The sequence below is a fragment of the Streptomyces sp. NBC_01571 genome (genome assembly GCF_026339875.1).
GTDB lineage: Bacteria > Actinomycetota > Actinomycetes > Streptomycetales > Streptomycetaceae > Streptomyces.
The window spans coordinates 5,491,782-5,510,314 of the sequence record NZ_JAPEPZ010000001.1; the positions used below are offsets into that span (position 1 = coordinate 5,491,782).

Annotated in this window: 13 protein-coding genes; 5 read left to right on the top strand and 8 right to left on the bottom strand. The window is 70.1% G+C overall.

The features are described from left to right. Positions 1–25: 25 nt before the first annotated feature. Positions 26–1,336, bottom strand: a complete 1,311-nt coding sequence (locus OHB41_RS24765) for a M18 family aminopeptidase (protein ID WP_266700382.1) — start codon at positions 1,334–1,336, stop codon at positions 26–28. 438 nt (positions 1,337–1,774) lie between these two features. Further along, positions 1,775–3,601, bottom strand: coding sequence for an acyl-CoA dehydrogenase (locus OHB41_RS24770; protein WP_266700383.1), 1,827 nt, complete (start codon positions 3,599–3,601; stop codon positions 1,775–1,777). Between the two features lie 298 nt (positions 3,602–3,899). Here OHB41_RS24770 and OHB41_RS24775 point away from each other — a divergent pair, with 298 nt between their 5' ends. From OHB41_RS24775 to OHB41_RS24785, 3 genes are all read left to right on the top strand, one after another. After that, positions 3,900–4,367: an SseB family protein gene (locus tag OHB41_RS24775; protein WP_168529151.1), complete on the top strand. Its 468-nt coding sequence runs from the start codon at positions 3,900–3,902 to the stop codon at positions 4,365–4,367. Positions 4,368–4,485: 118 nt separating this feature from the next. Beyond that, positions 4,486–5,457, top strand: coding sequence for a pirin family protein (locus OHB41_RS24780; RefSeq protein WP_266700384.1), 972 nt, complete (start codon positions 4,486–4,488; stop codon positions 5,455–5,457). A gap of 129 nt (positions 5,458–5,586) precedes the next feature. Continuing rightward, on the top strand, positions 5,587–6,636 hold the full coding sequence (locus OHB41_RS24785) for an AI-2E family transporter (RefSeq protein WP_266700385.1): 1,050 nt from the start codon (positions 5,587–5,589) through the stop codon (positions 6,634–6,636). Here OHB41_RS24785 and OHB41_RS24790 read toward each other — a convergent pair. Further along, positions 6,603–8,753: an ATP-binding SpoIIE family protein phosphatase gene (locus OHB41_RS24790; RefSeq protein WP_266700386.1), complete on the bottom strand. Its 2,151-nt coding sequence runs from the start codon at positions 8,751–8,753 to the stop codon at positions 6,603–6,605. The genes OHB41_RS24785 and OHB41_RS24790 overlap by 34 nt on opposite strands. A 152-nt stretch (positions 8,754–8,905) precedes the next feature. Between OHB41_RS24790 and aspS the strand changes: the two genes are divergently transcribed. Beyond that, positions 8,906–10,669, top strand: coding sequence for an aspartate--tRNA ligase (gene aspS, locus OHB41_RS24795; RefSeq protein ID WP_266700387.1), 1,764 nt, complete (start codon positions 8,906–8,908; stop codon positions 10,667–10,669). 219 nt (positions 10,670–10,888) lie between these two features. Here aspS and OHB41_RS24800 read toward each other — a convergent pair whose 3' ends face one another. The 3 genes from OHB41_RS24800 to metG (OHB41_RS24810) all read right to left on the bottom strand — a co-directional run bounded on the left by OHB41_RS24800 (position 10,889) and on the right by metG (OHB41_RS24810) (position 14,047). Continuing rightward, entirely contained in the window at positions 10,889–11,527 is a 639-nt protein-coding gene (locus tag OHB41_RS24800) for a DUF7003 family protein (protein ID WP_266700388.1), read from the bottom strand. Positions 11,528–11,732: 205 nt separating this feature from the next. After that, positions 11,733–12,209, bottom strand: coding sequence for a hypothetical protein (locus OHB41_RS24805; protein WP_266700389.1), 477 nt, complete (start codon positions 12,207–12,209; stop codon positions 11,733–11,735). A 116-nt stretch (positions 12,210–12,325) separates the two neighbouring features. After that, positions 12,326–14,047 (bottom strand): methionine--tRNA ligase, encoded by a 1,722-nt coding sequence (metG, locus tag OHB41_RS24810; RefSeq protein WP_266700390.1) that lies wholly within the window; start codon positions 14,045–14,047, stop codon positions 12,326–12,328. Between the two features lie 267 nt (positions 14,048–14,314). Between metG (OHB41_RS24810) and OHB41_RS24815 the strand changes: the two genes are divergently transcribed. Further along, positions 14,315–14,602: a PIN domain-containing protein gene (locus OHB41_RS24815; RefSeq protein ID WP_266706099.1), complete on the top strand. Its 288-nt coding sequence runs from the start codon at positions 14,315–14,317 to the stop codon at positions 14,600–14,602. 76 nt (positions 14,603–14,678) lie between these two features. On the opposite strand, the gene metG (OHB41_RS24820) is transcribed toward OHB41_RS24815, so the two are convergent. Then, positions 14,679–16,286: a methionine--tRNA ligase gene (metG, locus tag OHB41_RS24820; protein WP_266700391.1), complete on the bottom strand. Its 1,608-nt coding sequence runs from the start codon at positions 16,284–16,286 to the stop codon at positions 14,679–14,681. Positions 16,287–16,413: 127 nt separating this feature from the next. Further along, positions 16,414–18,288 (bottom strand): VWA domain-containing protein, encoded by a 1,875-nt coding sequence (locus OHB41_RS24825; RefSeq protein WP_266700392.1) that lies wholly within the window; start codon positions 18,286–18,288, stop codon positions 16,414–16,416. Positions 18,289–18,533: the final 245 nt, after the last annotated feature.

The window sequence follows — 18,533 nt, forward strand, 5'->3', positions numbered from 1 at the left end:
ACCGTTCGGCGTCATCTCACGAGGACTATCCCTCCAGGAACGCCACCAACGCGTTGGCCAGCAGGAACGGGTCGTCGGCGCCGCACAGTTCGCGGACGCTGTGCATCGAGAGGATGGCCACGCCGATGTCGATGGTCTTGATGCCGTGGCGGGCCGCGGTGATCGGGCCGATGGTGGTGCCGCAGGGCATGGAGTTGTTGGAGACGAAGGACTGGAAGTCGACGCCGGCCTTCTCGCAGGCGGCGGCGAACACCGCGCGGCCCGCTCCGTCGGTGGCGTAGCGGTTGTTGACGTTCACCTTGAGGATGGGGCCGCCGTTGGCGCGCGGGTGGTGCGTCGGGTCGTGCCGCTCCGCGTAGTTGGGGTGGACGGCGTGGCCGGTGTCGGAGGAGAGGCAGACGGTGCCCGCGAAGGAGCGTGCCCGGTCCTCGTACGTGCCGCCCCGCGCGAACACCGAGCGTTCGAGCACGCCGCCGAGCAGCGGACCGTCGGCGCCGGTGTCGCTCTGCGAGCCGTTCTCCTCGTGGTCGAAGGCAGCGAGGACGGGGATGTACGGGAGCTCGGTGCCGGTGCCGGTGCCGGCGGCCGTGGCGACGGCGACCAGTGCCGCCGTGCCCGCGTGCACGGACAGCAGGTTGTCCATGCGGGGGCCGGCCAGCAGCTCCTGGTCGCGGCCCAGGTAGGCCGGCGGCTCGACGGAGTGGGTCATCAGGTCCCAGCCGGTGATCTCGCCGGCCTGCAGACCCGATTCCTCCTCCAGGAACGCGATCAGGTCGCCCTCGTGGGTGCCGCCCAGTCCCCAGACGGGCTGGAGATGGCGCTGCTTGTCGAGCTTGAGCCCCTCGGTGGAGACGGAACGGTCGAGGTGGACGGCGAGCTGGGGGACGCGCAGCAGCGGCCGGTCGATGCTGACCAGGCGCGTCGAGCCGTCGCGCAGCGTCAGCCGGCCGGCCAGCCCGAGGTCACGGTCCAGCCAGGAGTTCAGCAGCGGTCCGCCGTAGATCTCCACGGCCACCTGGCGCCAGCCGTGCGCGCCGGTGTCCGGCAGCGGCTTGACGCGCAGGTTGGGGGAGTCGGTGTGCGCGCCCACGATCCGGTACGGGGTGTGCGGTCCGGCGCCCTCGGGCACGTACCAGGCGACGATCGCGCCGCCGCGCAGCACGAACTTCCCTCCGCTCGTGCCGTCCCACGCGTCGGTTTCGGCGACCTGACGGAATCCGGCCTTCTCCAGCCGCTCGGCGGCGTTCGCCACGGCGTGGTACGGCGTGGGGCTCGCCGCGAGGAAGGTCATGAGGTCGTCGGTGTGGCCGCGGTCGAAGCGGGCTGGGTAGCTCATGAGTTCACCTTAACGACGCTCGGGGGCGCCCCTCCCCGGGATGGTGAGCGGGCTCTCGTAAGGGGGATGTGAAGGGCGGACATCTGGCGGGAGCTGGACGTTCCCGAATGGTGCCCGCTCGGGTCAACGGTGCTGGAGGGGAGGAAGGCACGCGTGTTCCGGCCCGCCGCGGGTGTCTCCGAGGTTTCACGCCCCGGCGCATCCGGACCCACGCGCCCTTTTCTGCGCCCCCTCTGCGCTCCTCTGAGCGCCTGGGCCCCCGTGCCGGCGTTCCGTCCCGGCACCCCGCACCCCGCACCCCGCCCGCACCCGGTGTCCAGTCCCGGTGGTTCCGCCCGCTCTTCCTGCGCGAACGGGCCCGCCCCGGAAACGAATCCGGGAGCGGGCCGTCGAGTGGGCGCCGGGTGGGCGCCGTGCGGTCGCCGAGGGGGCTCGGACTCAGAACGCCGCTTCGTCCAGCTCCATCAGGTCCAGGTCCACGGCCTCGGCCAGCTTGCGCACGCCGGTGACGCCGGGCAGGACGTTCGCGGCGAAGAACTTCGCGGCGGCGATCTTGCCCGTGTAGAAGGGCCTGTCCTTCGCCGACGCCGTCTCCAGCTTCTCGGCGGCGACCGCGGCACCGCGCAGCAGCAGGTAGCCGACGACCACGTCACCGGAGGCGAGGAGGAGGCGGGTGGTGTTCAGGCCCACCTTGTAGATGTTCTTGACGTCCTGCTCGGTCGCCGCGAGGTCGGTGAGCATGAGGCCGACGATGGCCTCCAGCTCGACGGCCGCCTTGGCGAGCTGCTCGCGGGCCGCGGACAGCTCCTCGCCGCCGGTGGCGAGCGCCAGGAACTTCTTGATGTCCTCGGCGAGCGAGTTCAGTGCCGCGCCCTGGTTGCGGACGATCTTCCGGAAGAAGAAGTCCTGGCCCTGGATCGCGGTGGTGCCCTCGTACAGGGTGTCGATCTTGGCGTCGCGGATGTACTGCTCGATCGGGTACTCCTGCAGGAAGCCGGAGCCGCCGAAGGTCTGCAGGGACTGGGCGAGCTGCTCGTAGCCCTTCTCGGAGCCGTAGCCCTTCACGATCGGCAGGAGCAGGTCGTTGAGGGCCTCCAGCGCGGCGGTGTCCTCGCCGGCGGCCTCCTTGACCTGGATGTCGTCCTGGATCGCCGCGGTGTGCAGCACCAGGGCGCGCATGCCCTCGGCGTACGCCTTCTGCGTCATCAGCGAGCGGCGCACGTCCGGGTGGTGCGTGATGGTGACCTTGGGCGCGGTCTTGTCCATGAAGTTCGCGAGGTCCGGGCCCTGGACGCGCTCCTTGGCGTACTCCAGCGCGTTCAGGTAGCCCGTCGACAGGGTCGAGATGGCCTTCGTGCCGACCATCATGCGGGCGAACTCGATGATGCGGAACATCTGGCGGATGCCGTCGTGCTTGTCGCCGATCAGCCAGCCCTTGGCCGGGTGACGGTCGCCGAAGGTCATCTCGCAGGTGTTGGACGCCTTGAGGCCCATCTTGTGCTCGACGTTCGTCGCGTAGGCGCCGTTGCGCTCGCCCAGCTCGCCGGTCTCGAAGTCGAACTCGTACTTCGGGACGAGGAAGAGGGAGAGGCCCTTGGTGCCCGGTCCGGCGCCCTCGGGGCGGGCGAGCACGTAGTGGAGGATGTTCTCCGACATGTCGTGCTCACCGGACGTGATGAAGCGCTTGACGCCCTCGATGTGCCAGGAGCCGTCCTCCTGCTGGACGGCCTTGGTGCGGCCGGCGCCGACGTCCGAGCCCGCGTCGGGCTCGGTGAGGACCATGGTGGAGCCCCACTGCTTGTCGACGGCGATCTTCGCGATGTGCTTCTGGACCTCCGTGCCCTCCTCGAAGAGGATGCCGGCGAAGGCCGGGCCCGAGGAGTACATCCAGACGGCCGGGTTGGCGCCGAGCACCAGCTCCGCGTAGGCCCAGATGAGGGAGCGGGGAGCGGTGGAGCCGCCGATCTCCTCGGGCAGGCCCAGACGCCAGTACTCGGAGTCCATGAACGCCTGGTACGACTTCTTGAAGGAAGCCGGGACCGGAGCGGTGTTGGTCTCGGGGTCGAAGACGGGAGGGTTGCGGTCGGCGTCGGCGAAGGACGCGGCCAGCTCGTTCTCCGAGAGGCGCGTGAGCTCCTCGAGGATGCTCTTGGCGGTGTCCGTGTCCATCTCCGCGAACGGTCCGGTGCCGTACAGCTTGTCGCGCCCGAGCACCTCGAAGAGGTTGAACTCGATGTCGCGGAGATTCGACTTGTAGTGCCCCATGGCGACGGCTCCGTAAGGGTTCGGGGAGGCAGAGGACTCGCAGCCTCGTTACACGTACCAGCAAGTAGCTACGATGATGCTACCCGTCGGTAATAAGAATCAACCCCTGACGGTCCCTATGTGACGAGGCTCTAACGGGACTTCAGCCCGACGCAGGTGGGACTCGGGCCGGACGCGGGCGGACAGTGCCGCCCGTGACGCGGGTCGGGGGCGCCGGTGGACGGGTGCCGCCGGTGGCCGGGACGGGGATACGCCGTCCGTGACTCCCCCGGAGGCCGCGCCGACTAGTCTTTGGCCCATGTACGGCTACGACCAGAACGCGGGCGCTCAGCAGCAGCAGTACGCCCAGCCGCAGCAGCAGATGCCCGGCGGCTACGGCCAGCAGCCGCCGCTCTATCCCGAGCCGTCCCCGCCGTCGCTGGCGGACGCGGTCCGCGCCTTCACGACGGGATCGCTGTCCGCGGAGGACTTCCAGCAGGTCTTCGCCACCTCGAAGGTCTACTGCCCGCGCGGCGACAACCCCGGTTTCCTGGCGCTCCACAACACCCAGCAGCCGGTCATCCCCATGTTCAGCTCGCTCAAGGAGCTGCGCCGGTACGCCGGCAAGGAGTCCAAGTTCTTCGTGATCACCGGTGCGGAGGTGATCGACCTGCTCCCCACCGGCTACGGCTTCGTGCTCGACATGGAGGGTGAGCACCGCATGGTCTTCGACGCGAAGGCCGTGGAACAGATGGTGGACTTCGCCATGCGCCGTATGTACGGCTAGTCCTGCCCGCTCGCCGATCACCGCGGACGCCCGGAGGGAATTCCCTCCGGGCGTCCGTCGTTACGGGTGGCAGAAAGTTCAACAATCAACTAAACTCGAAGCACAAGGAGGTACCGACATGCCTGCAGTGACCGTCGAAAACCCGCTGACCCTTCCCCGTGTGGTGGCGCCGGCCGACGCCGTGGCCCGTCCCGTGCTCACCGTGACGACCGCGCCCAGCGGCTTCGAGGGCGAGGGATTTCCGGTCCGTCGCGCGTTCGCCGGGATCAACTACCGCCACCTCGACCCGTTCATCATGATGGACCAGATGGGTGAGGTGGAGTACGCGCCGGGAGAGCCCAAGGGCACCCCCTGGCACCCGCACCGCGGCTTCGAGACCGTGACCTACATCATCGACGGGATCTTCGACCACCAGGACTCCAACGGTGGCGGCGGCACCATCACCAACGGGGACACCCAGTGGATGACCGCCGGCGCCGGCCTCCTGCACATCGAGGCCCCGCCGGAGTCGCTCGTCATGTCCGGCGGCCTCTTCCACGGCCTCCAGCTGTGGGTGAACCTCCCGGCCAAGGACAAGATGATGGCCCCGAGGTACCAGGACATCCGCGGTCGCTCGGTCCAGCTGCTGAGCACCCCCGACGGCGGCGCGCTGCTGCGTGTCATCGCCGGTGAGCTCGACGGCCACGAGGGCCCCGGCGTCACGCACACGCCGATCACCATGGTCCACGCGACCGTTGCGCCCGGCGCGGAGCTCACCCTCCCCTGGCGCGAGGACTTCAACGGTCTCGCCTACGTCCTCGCCGGACGCGGCAGCGTCGGCACGGAGCGCCGTCCGGTCCACACCGGCCAGACCGCGGTCTTCGGCGCGGGCGGCTCGCTGACCGTCCGCGCGGACGAGAAGCAGGACGCGAACACCCCGGACCTGGAGGTCGTCCTCCTCGGCGGACAGCCGATCCGTGAGCCCATGGCCCACTACGGCCCCTTCGTGATGAACACCCGCGAGGAGCTGCAGCAGGCCGTCGAGGACTTCCAGAAGGGCCGCCTGGGCACCATCCCGGCGGTGCACGGAATGTCCGAGCGCGGACTGTAGGACCGCACGGCTCCCACGCCGTACGATCCCGACGCCGTACGCCCGCGCGACCACGCGCGTCTGACACCGCGTCACCCGGGCGGGCCGTTCCGAGAGGACGGCCCGCCCTTCGCGTGGTCGGGTGGAGCCGTGCAGCTACTCTCCGAGGGCGTCCGGCGGCTGGCGGCCTGGTGTGCCGTGATCCTGCTCGTCGCCGGTGTGGCGTGGGTCGGGATCCGGCTGTGCGAGGAGCTGCGGACGGCGGTCGTGCCGGTGCTGCTCGCGCTGCTGGGCACCGCGCTGCTGCGGCCGCTGTACCGGCGGCTGGTGCACATGCGGGTCCACCGGTCACTGGCCGCGGGGCTCACCTGTGTCGCGGTCGTCGTGGTGGTGGGCGGGGCGGTCTACATCGTCGTCGCCGCGCTCATCGACACCGGGGACCAGATCCTGGCCTCGCTCAAACAGGCCGCGCGGTCCGTCGCCGAGCACTTCGGCGCGCCGGGCACCTCCCTCGACGACCTCACCTCGCACTCCAGGGAACTGCTGACCAAGTTCGGCGGGACGGCCGCGTCCAACGTCATCAGCGGGGTCAGCGTGGTCGGCGAGAGCATCGCCGTGGCCCTACTGGCCCTGCTGCTCGTCTTCTTCTTCCTCCGCGACTCCCACCGCGCCACCGGCCTGGTGCGCTCGCTCGCGCCCCACGGCACCGCCGACATCCTGGAGGCCATGGCGCGCCGCGCCTTCGGAGCCGTCGAGGGCTTCATGCGCGGGACCACCCTCATCGCCCTGATCGACGCTCTGTGCATCACCGTCGGGCTGCTGATCCTGGGCGTCCCGGGTGCGGTCGGCCTCGGCGCGCTCGTCTTCGTGGGCGCGTACATCCCCTACCTGGGCGCGTTCATCTCCGGCGCGGTGGCGGTGCTGGTCGCGCTCGCCGACCGGGGGCTGGTGATCGCGCTGTGGGCGCTCGGGGTCGTCCTCGCCGTGCAGGTGCTGGAAGGGCACGTGCTGCAGCCGATGATCCAGAGCCGCACCGTGCAGATGCATCCGGCGGTCGTGCTGCTGGCGATCACGGCGGGCGCGTCCGTCGCGGGGATCCTGGGGATGCTGTTCTCCGTACCGCTGACGGCGGCCGCCTTCGGGGTGATCTCGGAGCTGCGCGAGCGCTACTCGTCGGGCTTGGTCGTGGACGACTCGTAGAACTCGAACCAGATGCTCTTGCCCTCGCCGCGCGGGTCGACGCCCCACGCCTCCGCGAGGATCTCCACGAGCACCAGTCCCCGACCGGAGGACGCCAGTTCACCGGGATGGCGCCGGTGCGGCAGGTCGTCGCTCGCGTCCGTGACCTCCACCCGCATCCGGCGGTCGCCCGACTCGCCGGTGACCTCGGCGACCAGCAGCGCGTCGTCGTCGGTGTGCACGTGGACGTTGGTCAGAATCTCGGAGACGAGAAGGACCGCCGAGTCGCGCTGGTCCTCCGAGCCCCAGTCGTGCAGCAGCTCGCGCACCTGCTGGCGGGCGTCCGCGATCCGCTCGGGCTCGGTCTGCGCCACGGTCAGCGCGGTACGGCGGGTCGTCGGCGGGGCCGCCGCGACCGTGTCGTCCCGGCCCACGCCCTGGCGGGACAGCAGCACCAGCGCGATGTCGTCCTCGCGCCGGTCGGCCAGCGGTCCCGGGGTGTGGTGCGAGGAGGGCCCGTGCACGCCCTGGACCAGAGCGTCGGCCAGTTCCTCCAGGTCGCCGTCGTGGGACTCCAGGATCCGCCGGATGCGCCGCCAGCCGGTGTCGAGGTCGTGGCCGCCGGTCTCGATCAGTCCGTCGGTGCAGATCAGCATGGTCTCACCCGGCTCCAGGCCGAGCCGGGTCGTCGGGTAGTCGGCGTCCGGATCGATGCCGAGCGGCAGTCCGCCCGCCGTGGGGCGCATCAGCACCGTCCCGTCGGCCATGCGTATCGCCGGGTCCGGATGGCCCGCGCGGGCGAAGTCCAGCAGCCCGGTCGCCGGGTCCACCTCGACGTACAGACAGGTCGCGAAGCGGACGTCCGGGGTTCTGCCGCCGCTCTGCCCGCTGGAGCCGTACGTCACCGAGTCCGTGACCCCGTACAGGAACCGTGACGCCCGGGAGAGGACCGCGTCCGGGCGATGGCCCTCGGAGGCGTACGCGCGCAGGGCGATGCGGAGCTGGCCCATCAGCCCGGCGGCGCGCACGTCGTGGCCCTGGACGTCGCCGATGACGAGCGCGAAGCGGCCGGTCGGCAGCGGGATCACGTCGTACCAGTCGCCGCCCACCTGGAGACCGCCGCCGGTGGGGACGTAGCGCGCGGCGAGGCCCATGCCCGGCATCCGCGGGCCCAGCGTGGGCATCATCGAGCGCTGCAGACCGTCCGTGAGCTCCCGTTCCGTCTCGGCGGCCCCCGCCCGGGAGAGGGCCTGCGCGAGCATCCGGGCGACGGTCGTCAGCACCGAGCGTTCGTCCGGCGTGAAGCGGACGGGGTACATGAAGGCCGCCATCCACGCGCCCATCGTGCGGCCCGAGACGGTCAGGGGGAGAAAGGCCCAGGACTCCCGGCCGAAGTGCTGGGCCAGCGGCCAGGAGACGGGATAGCGCTCCTTGTAGCTCTCGGGGGAGGAGAGGTAGACGGCCCGGCCCGTGCGGACCACCTCCGCCGCCGGATAGTCCGTGGCCAGCGACATATGGGTGAAGGGGCCCTCGTCCCCGGGCTGCTGTCCGTGGTGCCCGACGACGGTGAGCCGGTCGCCCTCGGCGCCGAAGACGGCCAGCCCGTCCGGCGAGAACCCGGGCATCGACAGGCCGGCCGCGACCCGCAGCACCTCGGCCGTCGACCGGGCCTCGGCCAGGGCCCGCCCCGCGTCCAGCAGGAACGCCTCCCGCGAACGGCGCCAGTCACCCGTGACCGGGGTGCGCGCGGCGGCGCCGGGAGAGGGTTCGGTGACCTCCTGGAGGGTGCCGAACAGGCGGAACTCCCCGCTCTCCGGGTCGATCGTCGGCTTGGAGCGGCTGCGGGCGGTCCGCAGCAGCCGGCCGTGTTCGTCCATGACCCGCAACCGCACCTCGGCGAGTGTGTCCTCGGCGACGGCGAGCTGTACGACGCCGGCGACCTCGTTCCAGTCGGCCGGGTGGAACCGGGCACGCACGGCGGCCTCGGTGAGCGTCACCGCCTCCGCGGGCAGGCCGAGGAGGCGGGCGGCCTCCGCGTCGAGGGTGACCAGCCCCTGAGCGTTGTCCCAGCGCCACAGGCCGGTCGCGAGGGCGGCCAGGACGTCCCCCACGGCGGGCAGGGGCTCACCAGTGCGCATTGAACCACTCTATGAAGAGGTGATCGGTGGGTGCCACCGAGAGTATTCGGAGTGGCGATCTTTGGGTGGCCGGTACCCTTGGGGGGTCCGGGCCCGCGCCCGGAAGTTTCACGTGAAACAGACCCCGATCCGCGAAGACTGGATGAACGACGATGCATCGGTACAGGTCCCACACCTGCGGCGAGCTCCGCGCCTCTGACGTCGACAGCGACGTCCGGCTGAGCGGCTGGCTGCACAATCGCCGAGACCTGGGCGGCATCCTCTTCATCGATCTGCGTGATCACTACGGCATCACGCAGCTCGTCGCCCGCCCCGGCACCCCCGCCTACGAGGCCCTCGACAAGGTCTCCAAGGAGTCGACGGTCCGCGTCGACGGCAGGGTCGTCTCCCGCGGCGCGGAGAACGTCAACCCCGACCTGCCCACCGGCGAGGTCGAGGTCGAGGTGAGCGACGTCGAGCTGCTCGGCGCGGCCGCTCCGCTCCCGTTCACCATCAACGCCGAGGACGGCGTCAACGAGGAGCGGCGCCTGGAGTACCGCTTCCTCGACCTGCGCCGCGAGCGCATGCACCGCAACATCCTGCTGCGTACGGCCGTGATCTCCGCGATCCGTCACAAGATGACGGCGCTGGGCTTCAACGAGATGGCGACGCCGATCCTCAGCGCCACCTCCCCGGAGGGTGCCCGCGACTTCGTCGTGCCGTCGCGCCTCAACCCGGGCCGGTTCTACGCGCTGCCGCAGGCCCCACAGCAGTTCAAGCAGCTGCTGATGATCTCCGGCTTCGACCGCTACTTCCAGATCGCGCCCTGTTTCCGCGACGAGGACGCGCGTGCGGACCGCTCGCCGGGCGAGTTCTACCAGCTCGACGTGGAGATGTCCTTCGTCGAGCAGGAGGACGTCTTCCAGCCGATCGAGAAGCTGATGACGGAGCTCTTCGAGGAGTTCGGCGGTGACCGCCACGTCACCTCGCCCTTCCCGCGGATCCCGTTCCGTGAGTCGATGCTGAAGTACGGCTCCGACAAGCCGGACCTGCGGGCCCAGCTGGAGCTGGTCGACATCACCGACATCTTCGCGGGCTCGGAGTTCAAGGCCTTCGCCGGCAAGCACGTGCGCGCGCTGCCGGTGCCGGACGTCTCCGGCCAGACGCGGAAGTTCTTCGACGGCCTCGGCGACTACGCGGTCGAGCAGGGCGCGAAGGGCCTGGCCTGGGTGCGGGTGGGCGAGGACGGCTCGCTGACGGGCCCGATCGCCAAGTTCCTGACCGACGAGAACGTGGCGGAGCTGACGAAGCGGCTGTCGCTGGCCCCCGGCCACGCGGTGTTCTTCGGCGCGGGCGAGTTCGACGAGGTCTCGAAGATCATGGGCGCGGTGCGGGTCGAGGCCGCGAAGCGCTCGGGCAACTTCGAGGAGAACGTCTTCCGGTTCTGCTGGATCGTCGACTTCCCGATGTACGAGAAGGACGAGGACACCGGGAAGATCGACTTCTCGCACAACCCGTTCTCGATGCCCCAGGGTGGCCTGGAGGCCCTGGAGACCCAGGACCCGCTGGACATCCTGGGCTGGCAGTACGACATCGTCTGCAACGGCGTCGAGCTGTCCTCCGGCGCGATCCGGAACCACGAGCCCGACATCATGCTCAAGGCCTTCGAGATCGCGGGCTACGACCGTGAGACCGTCGAGGAGCAGTTCGCCGGCATGCTCCGCGCCTTCCGCTTCGGCGCCCCGCCGCACGGCGGGATCGCCCCGGGCGTCGACCGCATCGTCATGCTCCTCGCGGACGAGCCGAACATCCGCGAGACCATCGCGTTCCCGCTGAACGGCAACGCGCAGGACCTGATGATGGGCGCGCCGACGGAGCTGGACGAGACCCGCCTGCGGGAGCTGCACATCTCGGTGCGCAAGCCGCAGCCGAAGTAGGCCCAGTCCGCGGAGTGGCCCGGAACCGTCGTCGGTTCCGGGCCACTTCTGCGTGCCGGGTGAAACCACAGTCCGCACCCATGGTGCTCACAGGCGGCGTCCTTGGCGTCGCTGCCCATGACTGAGAGACAAGAACCCGCGCAGCAACGGGACTTGACCCGACGTGAGGTCATCGTCGCAGGTGGAGCGGCGGTCCGCCTGAACGGTGTCCGGAACCCGTCAGAGCGTTCCGGCGTCGGGCCAGTGGGACCAGTGCGTGTTGGGCGGGAGCGTCGGCCGGTACCGGGCCGCGTTCGAGGAAGTCAGCACCTCGGCGATCATCCGGAAGGTCTCGTGGGCGCTGGGCAGCGTGTCCCAGAGGTCTTCCGGCTGGTTCCATTCGTCGAGCCGCAGCAGTACGGGCAGGCCGGCGGGGAGGCCGGCGCGGAGTTCCGTCTCGTCGGCCAGGAGAAGCTGCTTGTTCTCCGGGGCCAGCAGGCGGAACACGTCCTGCAGCGGGGTGCCGGCGTGGGCGCCGACCGTGAGGGGGGTCCCCCGGACGACCACGGGGGCCCCTCCGGCGTAGACCTCCGCGCCTTCGGGGTCGATCTCCGCCATGTTGTCCACGCGGTCCAGGAAGGCGCCGAACCCGGGCTCACCGCGGGTGAGGCAGTTGCCGAAGCGGTGCACGACGTCGATGAGGTTGCCGCCGCGCGGGTTGTAGCCGAGCAGCTCGGCGACCAGGGCCCAGCGCGAACCGTCGCCGAGCACATGGATCCGCGCGTCGACCGGGTGGTAGTAGCCGTTGTCGAGATCGGGGAACGCCGCCCGGTCCGCGCAGAGATCGAACTGTCCGAGGACCGACGAAGTGGTGATCACCAAGCCAGGGTAGGCAGGCCGGTGCGGGCTGATCGGACCGGGACCGTTCCGGACGCGCCCGGATGCGGCGGGACTTCGGCGGTCGCCTTCGAAGGTTCAGGCGGGGGTCTGGTCGGCGCGGTCCTCGGCTCCGCCCTCGACTTTGCCCCGGACTTTGCCCCGGACTTTGCCCCCGACTCGGACGGCTTCTGGCTGCACGCGGGACTCAGGTGTCGTACGTGCCGTCCCACGGGTCGGCGAAGCCGAGGCGGTCGGGGTAGAGCTCGGCCCAGGTCTCCTCCTCGTCCTCCTTGATCACCAGGCCGAAGAGCACGCCGTCGACGGTGAGTTGGAAGGGGCGGACCGCGATGTCCGTGTAGGAGCGCCGGGGCAGACTCCGCAGGAGTTTCGCCAGGTGGGCCCTGGCCCGGGAGAGGACCGAACCCTCACCGTCCGGGGTCAGTTGCTGCTCGGCCCAGCTGCCCGCGCACCAGATCTCGGAGTCGCGGTAGTGGCCCTGGGGGTCGAAGGTGTGCAGCGCCGTGTAGAGGCGCTTGTGCTCTTCCCAGCCGTCGTCGGGCCGGTACCCCTCGGGGAATGCGTAGGTGACCGACGCCAGGAACTGGCCATCCGCGTAGTGACCTATGGTCTCGGTGCGGGACTTCGGCTCGTAGGCGATCGGGATGACCGGAGGGACTGCCATGGCGAAACCATACGGGTGGGCGCGGGCATGTCACCATCGGGGTCGGTTTCCGGCCGTCGGACACGGCAGCGGGGCCCGGCGCCGAGTGACGCCGGGCCCCGCCGCTGGTGTCCGGACTACTCCGGAGCGCCGCCGAAACGCTCCTTGTACGACTCCAGGTCCTCGTCCGTGATCTTGGCGAAGAGCACCGGGGGCACGGTGAACGCGGTGCCCGCCGGCACGGCGTCCAGGGACTTCGCCTCGGCCGCGGACACCCACGTCGCCGTGTCGTCCGCCAGCGCGAACGCGGAGCGCATCGCCTTGGCGGAGGCGGGGATGAAGGGCTCCGACACCACCGAGTAGAGGTGGATCAGGTTCATCGCCGTGCGCAGGGTCAGGGCCGCGCCGTCGGGGTCGGTCTTGATCTCCAGCCAGGGGGCCTTCTCCTCCAGGTAGGAGTTGCCCGCCGACCACAGGGCACGCAGCGCCGCCGCCGCCTTGCGGAACTGGAGCGCCTCCATCTGGGTCTCGTACTCGGCCAGCAGACCGGCGATCTCCTCGCCGAGCTTCGCCTCCGCCTCGCCGGCCGCCGCGCCTGCCGGGACCTCCTCGCCGAAGCGCTTCCTGGAGAAGGACAGGACGCGGTTGACGAAGTTGCCGAGGGTGTCGGCGAGGTCCTTGTTGACCGTGGCGGTGAAGTGCTCCCAGGTGAAGGACGAGTCGTCCGACTCGGGGGCGTTGGCGATGAGGAAGTAGCGCCAGTAGTCCGCGGGGAGGATGTCGAGCGCGTGGTCGGTGAAGACACCGCGCTTCTGCGACGTGGAGAACTTCCCGCCGTAGTACGTCAGCCAGTTGAAGGCCTTGACGTAGTCGACCTTCTTCCACGGCTCGCGGACACCGAGTTCGGTGGCCGGGAACATCACCGTGTGGAACGGGACGTTGTCCTTCGCCATGAACTCCGTGTAGCGGACCGTGTCGTCGGCCTCGTACCACCAGGACTTCCAGTCGCGGGTCTCGCCGGCGGGCGCCGCGTCCGCCCACTCCTTCGTCGCGCCGATGTACTCGATCGGGGCGTCGAACCAGACGTAGAAGACCTTGCCCTCGGCCGCCAGCTCCGGCCAGGTGTCGGCGGGGACCGGGACGCCCCAGTCGAGGTCACGGGTGATCGCGCGGTCGTGCAGACCCTCGGTCAGCCACTTGCGGGCGATGGAGGAGGCAAGCTGCGGCCACTCCTCCTCGTGCCGGGAGACCCAGGCCTCGACCTCGTGCTGCAGCTTCGACTGGAGCAGGAAGAGGTGCTTCGTCTCGCGGACCTCCAGGTCCGTCGAGCCGGAGATCGCCGAACGCGGGTTGATCAGGTCGGTCGGGTCCAGGACGCGCGTGCAGTTCTCGCACTGGTCGCCGCGCGCCTTGTCGTAACCGCAGTGCGGGCAGGTGCCCTCGACATAGCGGTCCGGGAGGAAGCGGCCGTCCGTCGGCGAGTACACCTGACGGATCGCGCGCTCCTCGATGAAGCCGTTCTCGTTCAGACGGCGGGCGAAGTGCTGGGTGATCTCGCGGTTCTGCCCGCTGGAGCTGCGGCCGAAGTAGTCGAAGGCCAGCTCGAAGCCGTCGTAGACCGCCTTCTGCGCGTCGTGCGCCTGCGCGCAGAACGTGTCGACCGGGATGCCCCGCTCCTTCGCCGCCAGCTCGGCCGGGGTGCCGTGCTCGTCCGTCGCGCAGATGTACAGCACGTCGTGGCCGCGCTGGCGGAGGTAGCGGGAGTACACGTCCGCCGGGAGCATGGACCCCACCATGTTGCCCAGGTGCTTGATCCCGTTGATGTACGGAAGGGCGCTGGTGATGAGGTGTCGAGCCATCGCGGAATGCTCCCAGGTCGCTACGTGGGGTGACGGATGTCGATTCCGGCTGTACCGCCGGGTCGTCGTACGAACCTTGAAATCGTAGTCGACCGGGACGATCGGGAACGCTCGTCCCTCCGGGTCGGCGGGCGGACGCTCGATGAGTGATGTCTCGTACCTGATCGACATCTCGGCCGCCGTGCGTCTGCTCAGCAGCGATGCGTACGACGAGGACTGGGGGCAGGCGCTCGACAACGGGCGCTGTGCGATCTGACCGAGTCGGAGATCCTCTTCTCCCCTCGCGGGCGAGCGGACCGCGAAGGCGTCGAGGAGGAGTTGCGGCAGCTGTTCAGCTGGACCCTGGTGCCCGACGGCATTTGTCAGCGCGCTCGCGAGGTCCAGCAACTCCTCACCGACAACGGTGAGCACCGCTCGGCCGGACCGGTCGACCTGCTCATCGCCGCCACGGCCGAGGTGTCGGACCTGACGCTGCTCCACCACGACCGGGACTTCGAGACCGTCGCCCGCCGTACGGGCCGGTCGAGCGCCTGGCGGGCCGAGCCCGGGCCCTGAGGACGAGCGTGGGAATGACGGGGCCCCGTGAGCGAACAGCTCGTTCCCGGGGCACCGTCTTGTACTCACCTGCGCATTACGCGCTCGGCTTCTCCTCCAGGCGCGGGAAGAGGACCGCGCCCTTGGTGACCGTCGCGCCGGGCCGGAGCCGGCCCCACTCGCCCGCTTCCTGGACCTTCTGGTCCGCGAGGACTCCCAGGGACGCCTCCGCGCCGAGGGAGTCCCAGAGCTTCTGAGAGGTGTCCGGCATGACCGGGTTGAGGAGGACCGCCACCGCGCGGAGCGACTCCGCGGCCGTGTAGAGGATGGTCGCCAGGCGGGCCTGGCCCTCCGGCGAGTCGTCCTTGGCCACCTTCCACGGTTCCTGCTCCGTGATGTAACCGTTGACCTGCTTGACGAAGTCGAAGACGGCGAGGATTCCGCCCTGGAAGTCCACGTCGTCGCCGATCCGCCGGTCGGCTTCCGCCACGGCCTTCGCCAGCCCGTCCTGGATCGCCTTCTCCGCGTCGCCCGCGGCAGTCGTCCCGGGCAGCACGCCGCCGAAGTACTTGCCCACCATCGCGGCCACGCGCGAGGCGAGGTTGCCGTAGTCGTTCGCCAACTCGCTCGTGTAGCGGGCGGAGAAGTCCTCCCAGGAGAACGAGCCGTCCTGGCCGAACGCGATCGCGCGCAGGAAGTACCAGCGGTACGCGTCCACACCGAAGTGGGAGGTCAGGTCCTGCGGCTTGATGCCCGTCAGGTTCGACTTCGACATCTTCTCGCCACCGACCATCAGCCAGCCGTTCGCCGCGACCTTGCCCGGCAGGGGCAGTCCCTGCGCCATCAGCATCGCGGGCCAGATGATCGCGTGGAAGCGGAGGATGTCCTTGCCGACGAGGTGGACGTCGGCAGGGAAGGTGTTCTCGAACTTCGCCGGGTTCTCGTTGTAGCCGACCGCCGTCGCGTAGTTCAGCAGGGCGTCGATCCACACGTAGATGACGTGCTTGTCGTCCCAGGGAACCGGGACGCCCCAGTCGAAGGTGGAGCGCGAGATGGAGAGGTCCTGCAGGCCCTGGCGCACGAAGTTCACGACCTCGTTGCGTGCCGACTCCGGCTGGATGAAGTCCGGGTTGGCCTCGTAGTGGGCGAGGAGCTTGTCCCCGTACTCGCTCAGTTTGAAGAAGTAGTTCTCCTCCTGGAGCAGCTCCACCGGCTTCTTGTGGATGGCACACAGTTTCGTGCCGTCCTCGGCTTCGATGAGGTCGCCGGGGAGCTTGTACTCCTCGCAGCCCACGCAGTACGGGCCTTGGTACCCGCCCTTGTAGATCTCACCCTTGTCGTGGAGATCCTGGACGAACTCCTGGACACGGTCCGTGTGGCGCTTCTCCGTCGTGCGGATGAAGTCGTCGTTCGCGATCCCGAGGTGCTCCCAGAGAGGCTTCCATGCCTCCTCGACCAGCTTGTCGCACCACTCCTGCGGGCTGACGCCGTTGGCCTCGGCGGTGCGCATGATCTTCTGACCGTGCTCGTCGGTGCCGGTGAGATACCACACCGTCTCGCCGCGCTGACGGTGCCAGCGCGTGAGCACGTCGCCGGCGACGGTCGTGTAGGCGTGGCCCAGGTGAGGAGCGTCGTTGACGTAATAAATCGGGGTGGAGACGTAGTACGCCTTCTCACCCTGCTTCTCGGATCCAGTGGCCGCCATGGTCGAAATCCTACTGGCCCGGCGAAGGCCGACTCACGCCGATTAGAGGCGGGGAGGGTTACGGGGACGGGGCCCGGCGTGAAGCCGGGCCCCGTCGGTCGTTCCGCGGAAGCTTCTACGAGTGGCGCTACGGGCGCCAGTTCGCCAGGACGCCCTCGTAGATCTCGGCGTCCGTCAGTTCGCGGGGGGTGGGGCCCGCGTGGAAGAAGGACGTGTTGGTGGTCTTCAGCTTGCGGAGGTAGTCGAACGCCTTGTTCTCGGGCTCGCCGAAGGCGACGAAGGAGAAGAAGACGGCGGGGTGGGTCGTCGCCGCCTCGGTGAGCGCCTGGGTCGCCGGGGTCTTGGCGTCCGGGGCGCCGTCCGTCTGGAAGATCACCAGCGCGGGGGCCGCGGGGTTCTGCGACTTCTCGTGCTGCGCGAGGACTTCCTGTACGGCGACGTGGTAGCTGGTACGGCCCATGCGGCCGAGGGCGCCGTGGAGCTCGTCGACCTTGTTCTCGTGGTCGGCGAGGGTGAGCTCGCCGGTGCCGTCGAGTTCGGTGGAGAAGAAGACGACCGGGACCGTGGCCTCGGGGTCGAGGTGCGCGGCGAGGGCCAGGGCCTGCTCGCCGAGGGCCTGGGCCGAGCCGTCCTTGTAGTACGGGCGCATCGACGAGGAGCGGTCCAGGACGAGGTAGACCTTGGCGCGGGCGCCGGTGAGGTTCTGCTTCTCGAGGGTGGCGGCGGCTTCCCGGTACGCGGTGGTGAGGGTCGCGGCGGTCGACTGGACGTGGGCGAGGGGGACGGCGGGGGTCGTGGAGCCGGCGTCGCTTCCGGCGCCGGCTGCGTCTTCGGCCGTGTCGTCCTTCGCGTCCGCACCGTCCGCGGCGCCTTCGTCGTCGGCTGCGAGCGGCACCTGCCCGGCCCGATCGCCGTCGGTGGCCGTGGGCTCGTCGGCCTGCGCGGCGACGACTTCGAGGGCCGGCTCCGATTCCGTCCGCGCGACCGGTTCCGCCGGAGCGTCCGCGGCGGCGGGCTCCTCGGCCTCCGGCCGGGAGACCTCGGGGGCCCCGACGACGGGCTCGGCCTCGGGCGCGACCGCCTCCACCACGGCCTCGGCCTCGGCCACGACCGCGGCTTCGGCATCGACCTCGGGTGCGGCTGCGGTCTCCGGCTCGGTCTCGGCCTCGAGCTCAGCCGCCGGCTCGGCAACGACCTCGTGTCCGGCCACGGGCTCCGCCTCGGCATCGGCGGCGGCCACGACTTCGTCGACGGTCTCGGCCTCGGCATCGGCAGCAGCGTCGGCCTCGGTCACGACCTCGGTGTCGGCGACCGCCTCGGCCTGCGGTGCGACCTCGGGTTCGGCCACGGCCTCGGGGGTGTTCTCGGCCTCGGGCTCGGCCTCCGTGATGACCTCGGCCACGGGCTCCGGCTCGGCTACGGGCTCAGCCGCACCCTGGGACCCGGCCTCGGCGTCCGCCTCGGCCTGAGCCTCGGGCTCCGCCTCGGCCTGAGCCTCGGGCTCCGCCTCGGCCTGAGCCTCGGGCTCCGCCTCGGCCTGAGCCTCGGGCTCCGCCTCGGCCTGAGCCTCGGGCTCCGCCTCGGCCTGAGCCTCGGGCTCCGCCTCGGCCGCGGCCTCGGCCACCGGCTCCTGGGACGAGGCCGTCTCCGCCCCCGGCTCGGTCGACTCCACCTGCTTGGCCGACTCCGTCGACTCCGTCGGCTTGGGGACCGTGACGTTGTCGAACGCCGCCGACACCAGGTCGTCGACCACCGACGACGTCGGCCCCGGCGTCGGCTCGGACGAAGGTGCGGGGATCTTCGGTTCGGCCTCCGCGGGGGCCCGTTCGGCCGCCTGGGAGGGGATCGGCGCGGAGGCCGGTGCGGCCTCCTGCGAAGGAACGTGTTCGGCCGCCGGGGCCGAAACCGAGGGAGCCGAAGCTTCCCGCGAGGTCTCCGCGTCGGCGTCACGCCCCTGGCGTGAGCGGCCGAACGCGTTCCGCAGGAGAGTGAGAATGCCCATGTGCGCAACCCTTCGCATGAGTTGAAGCCCGTCAATCCCTGGCCAGGACGGACACGTAAGGTTAGCGGCCGCTGTCGGCGATCTTGGGCAGGGTCGGGTACCGACAGGTAGCGGTGTCAAGAGCGTTATCAAGACCCCTACGGATCCCACGGGTTCACTGCACGTTCATCGGACCGCCGCACCCCTCCGTACCCGTCCCCCCGGAGTCAAGCGCAGGTCAACGAATCGCATGGGGGGAGTAAAGT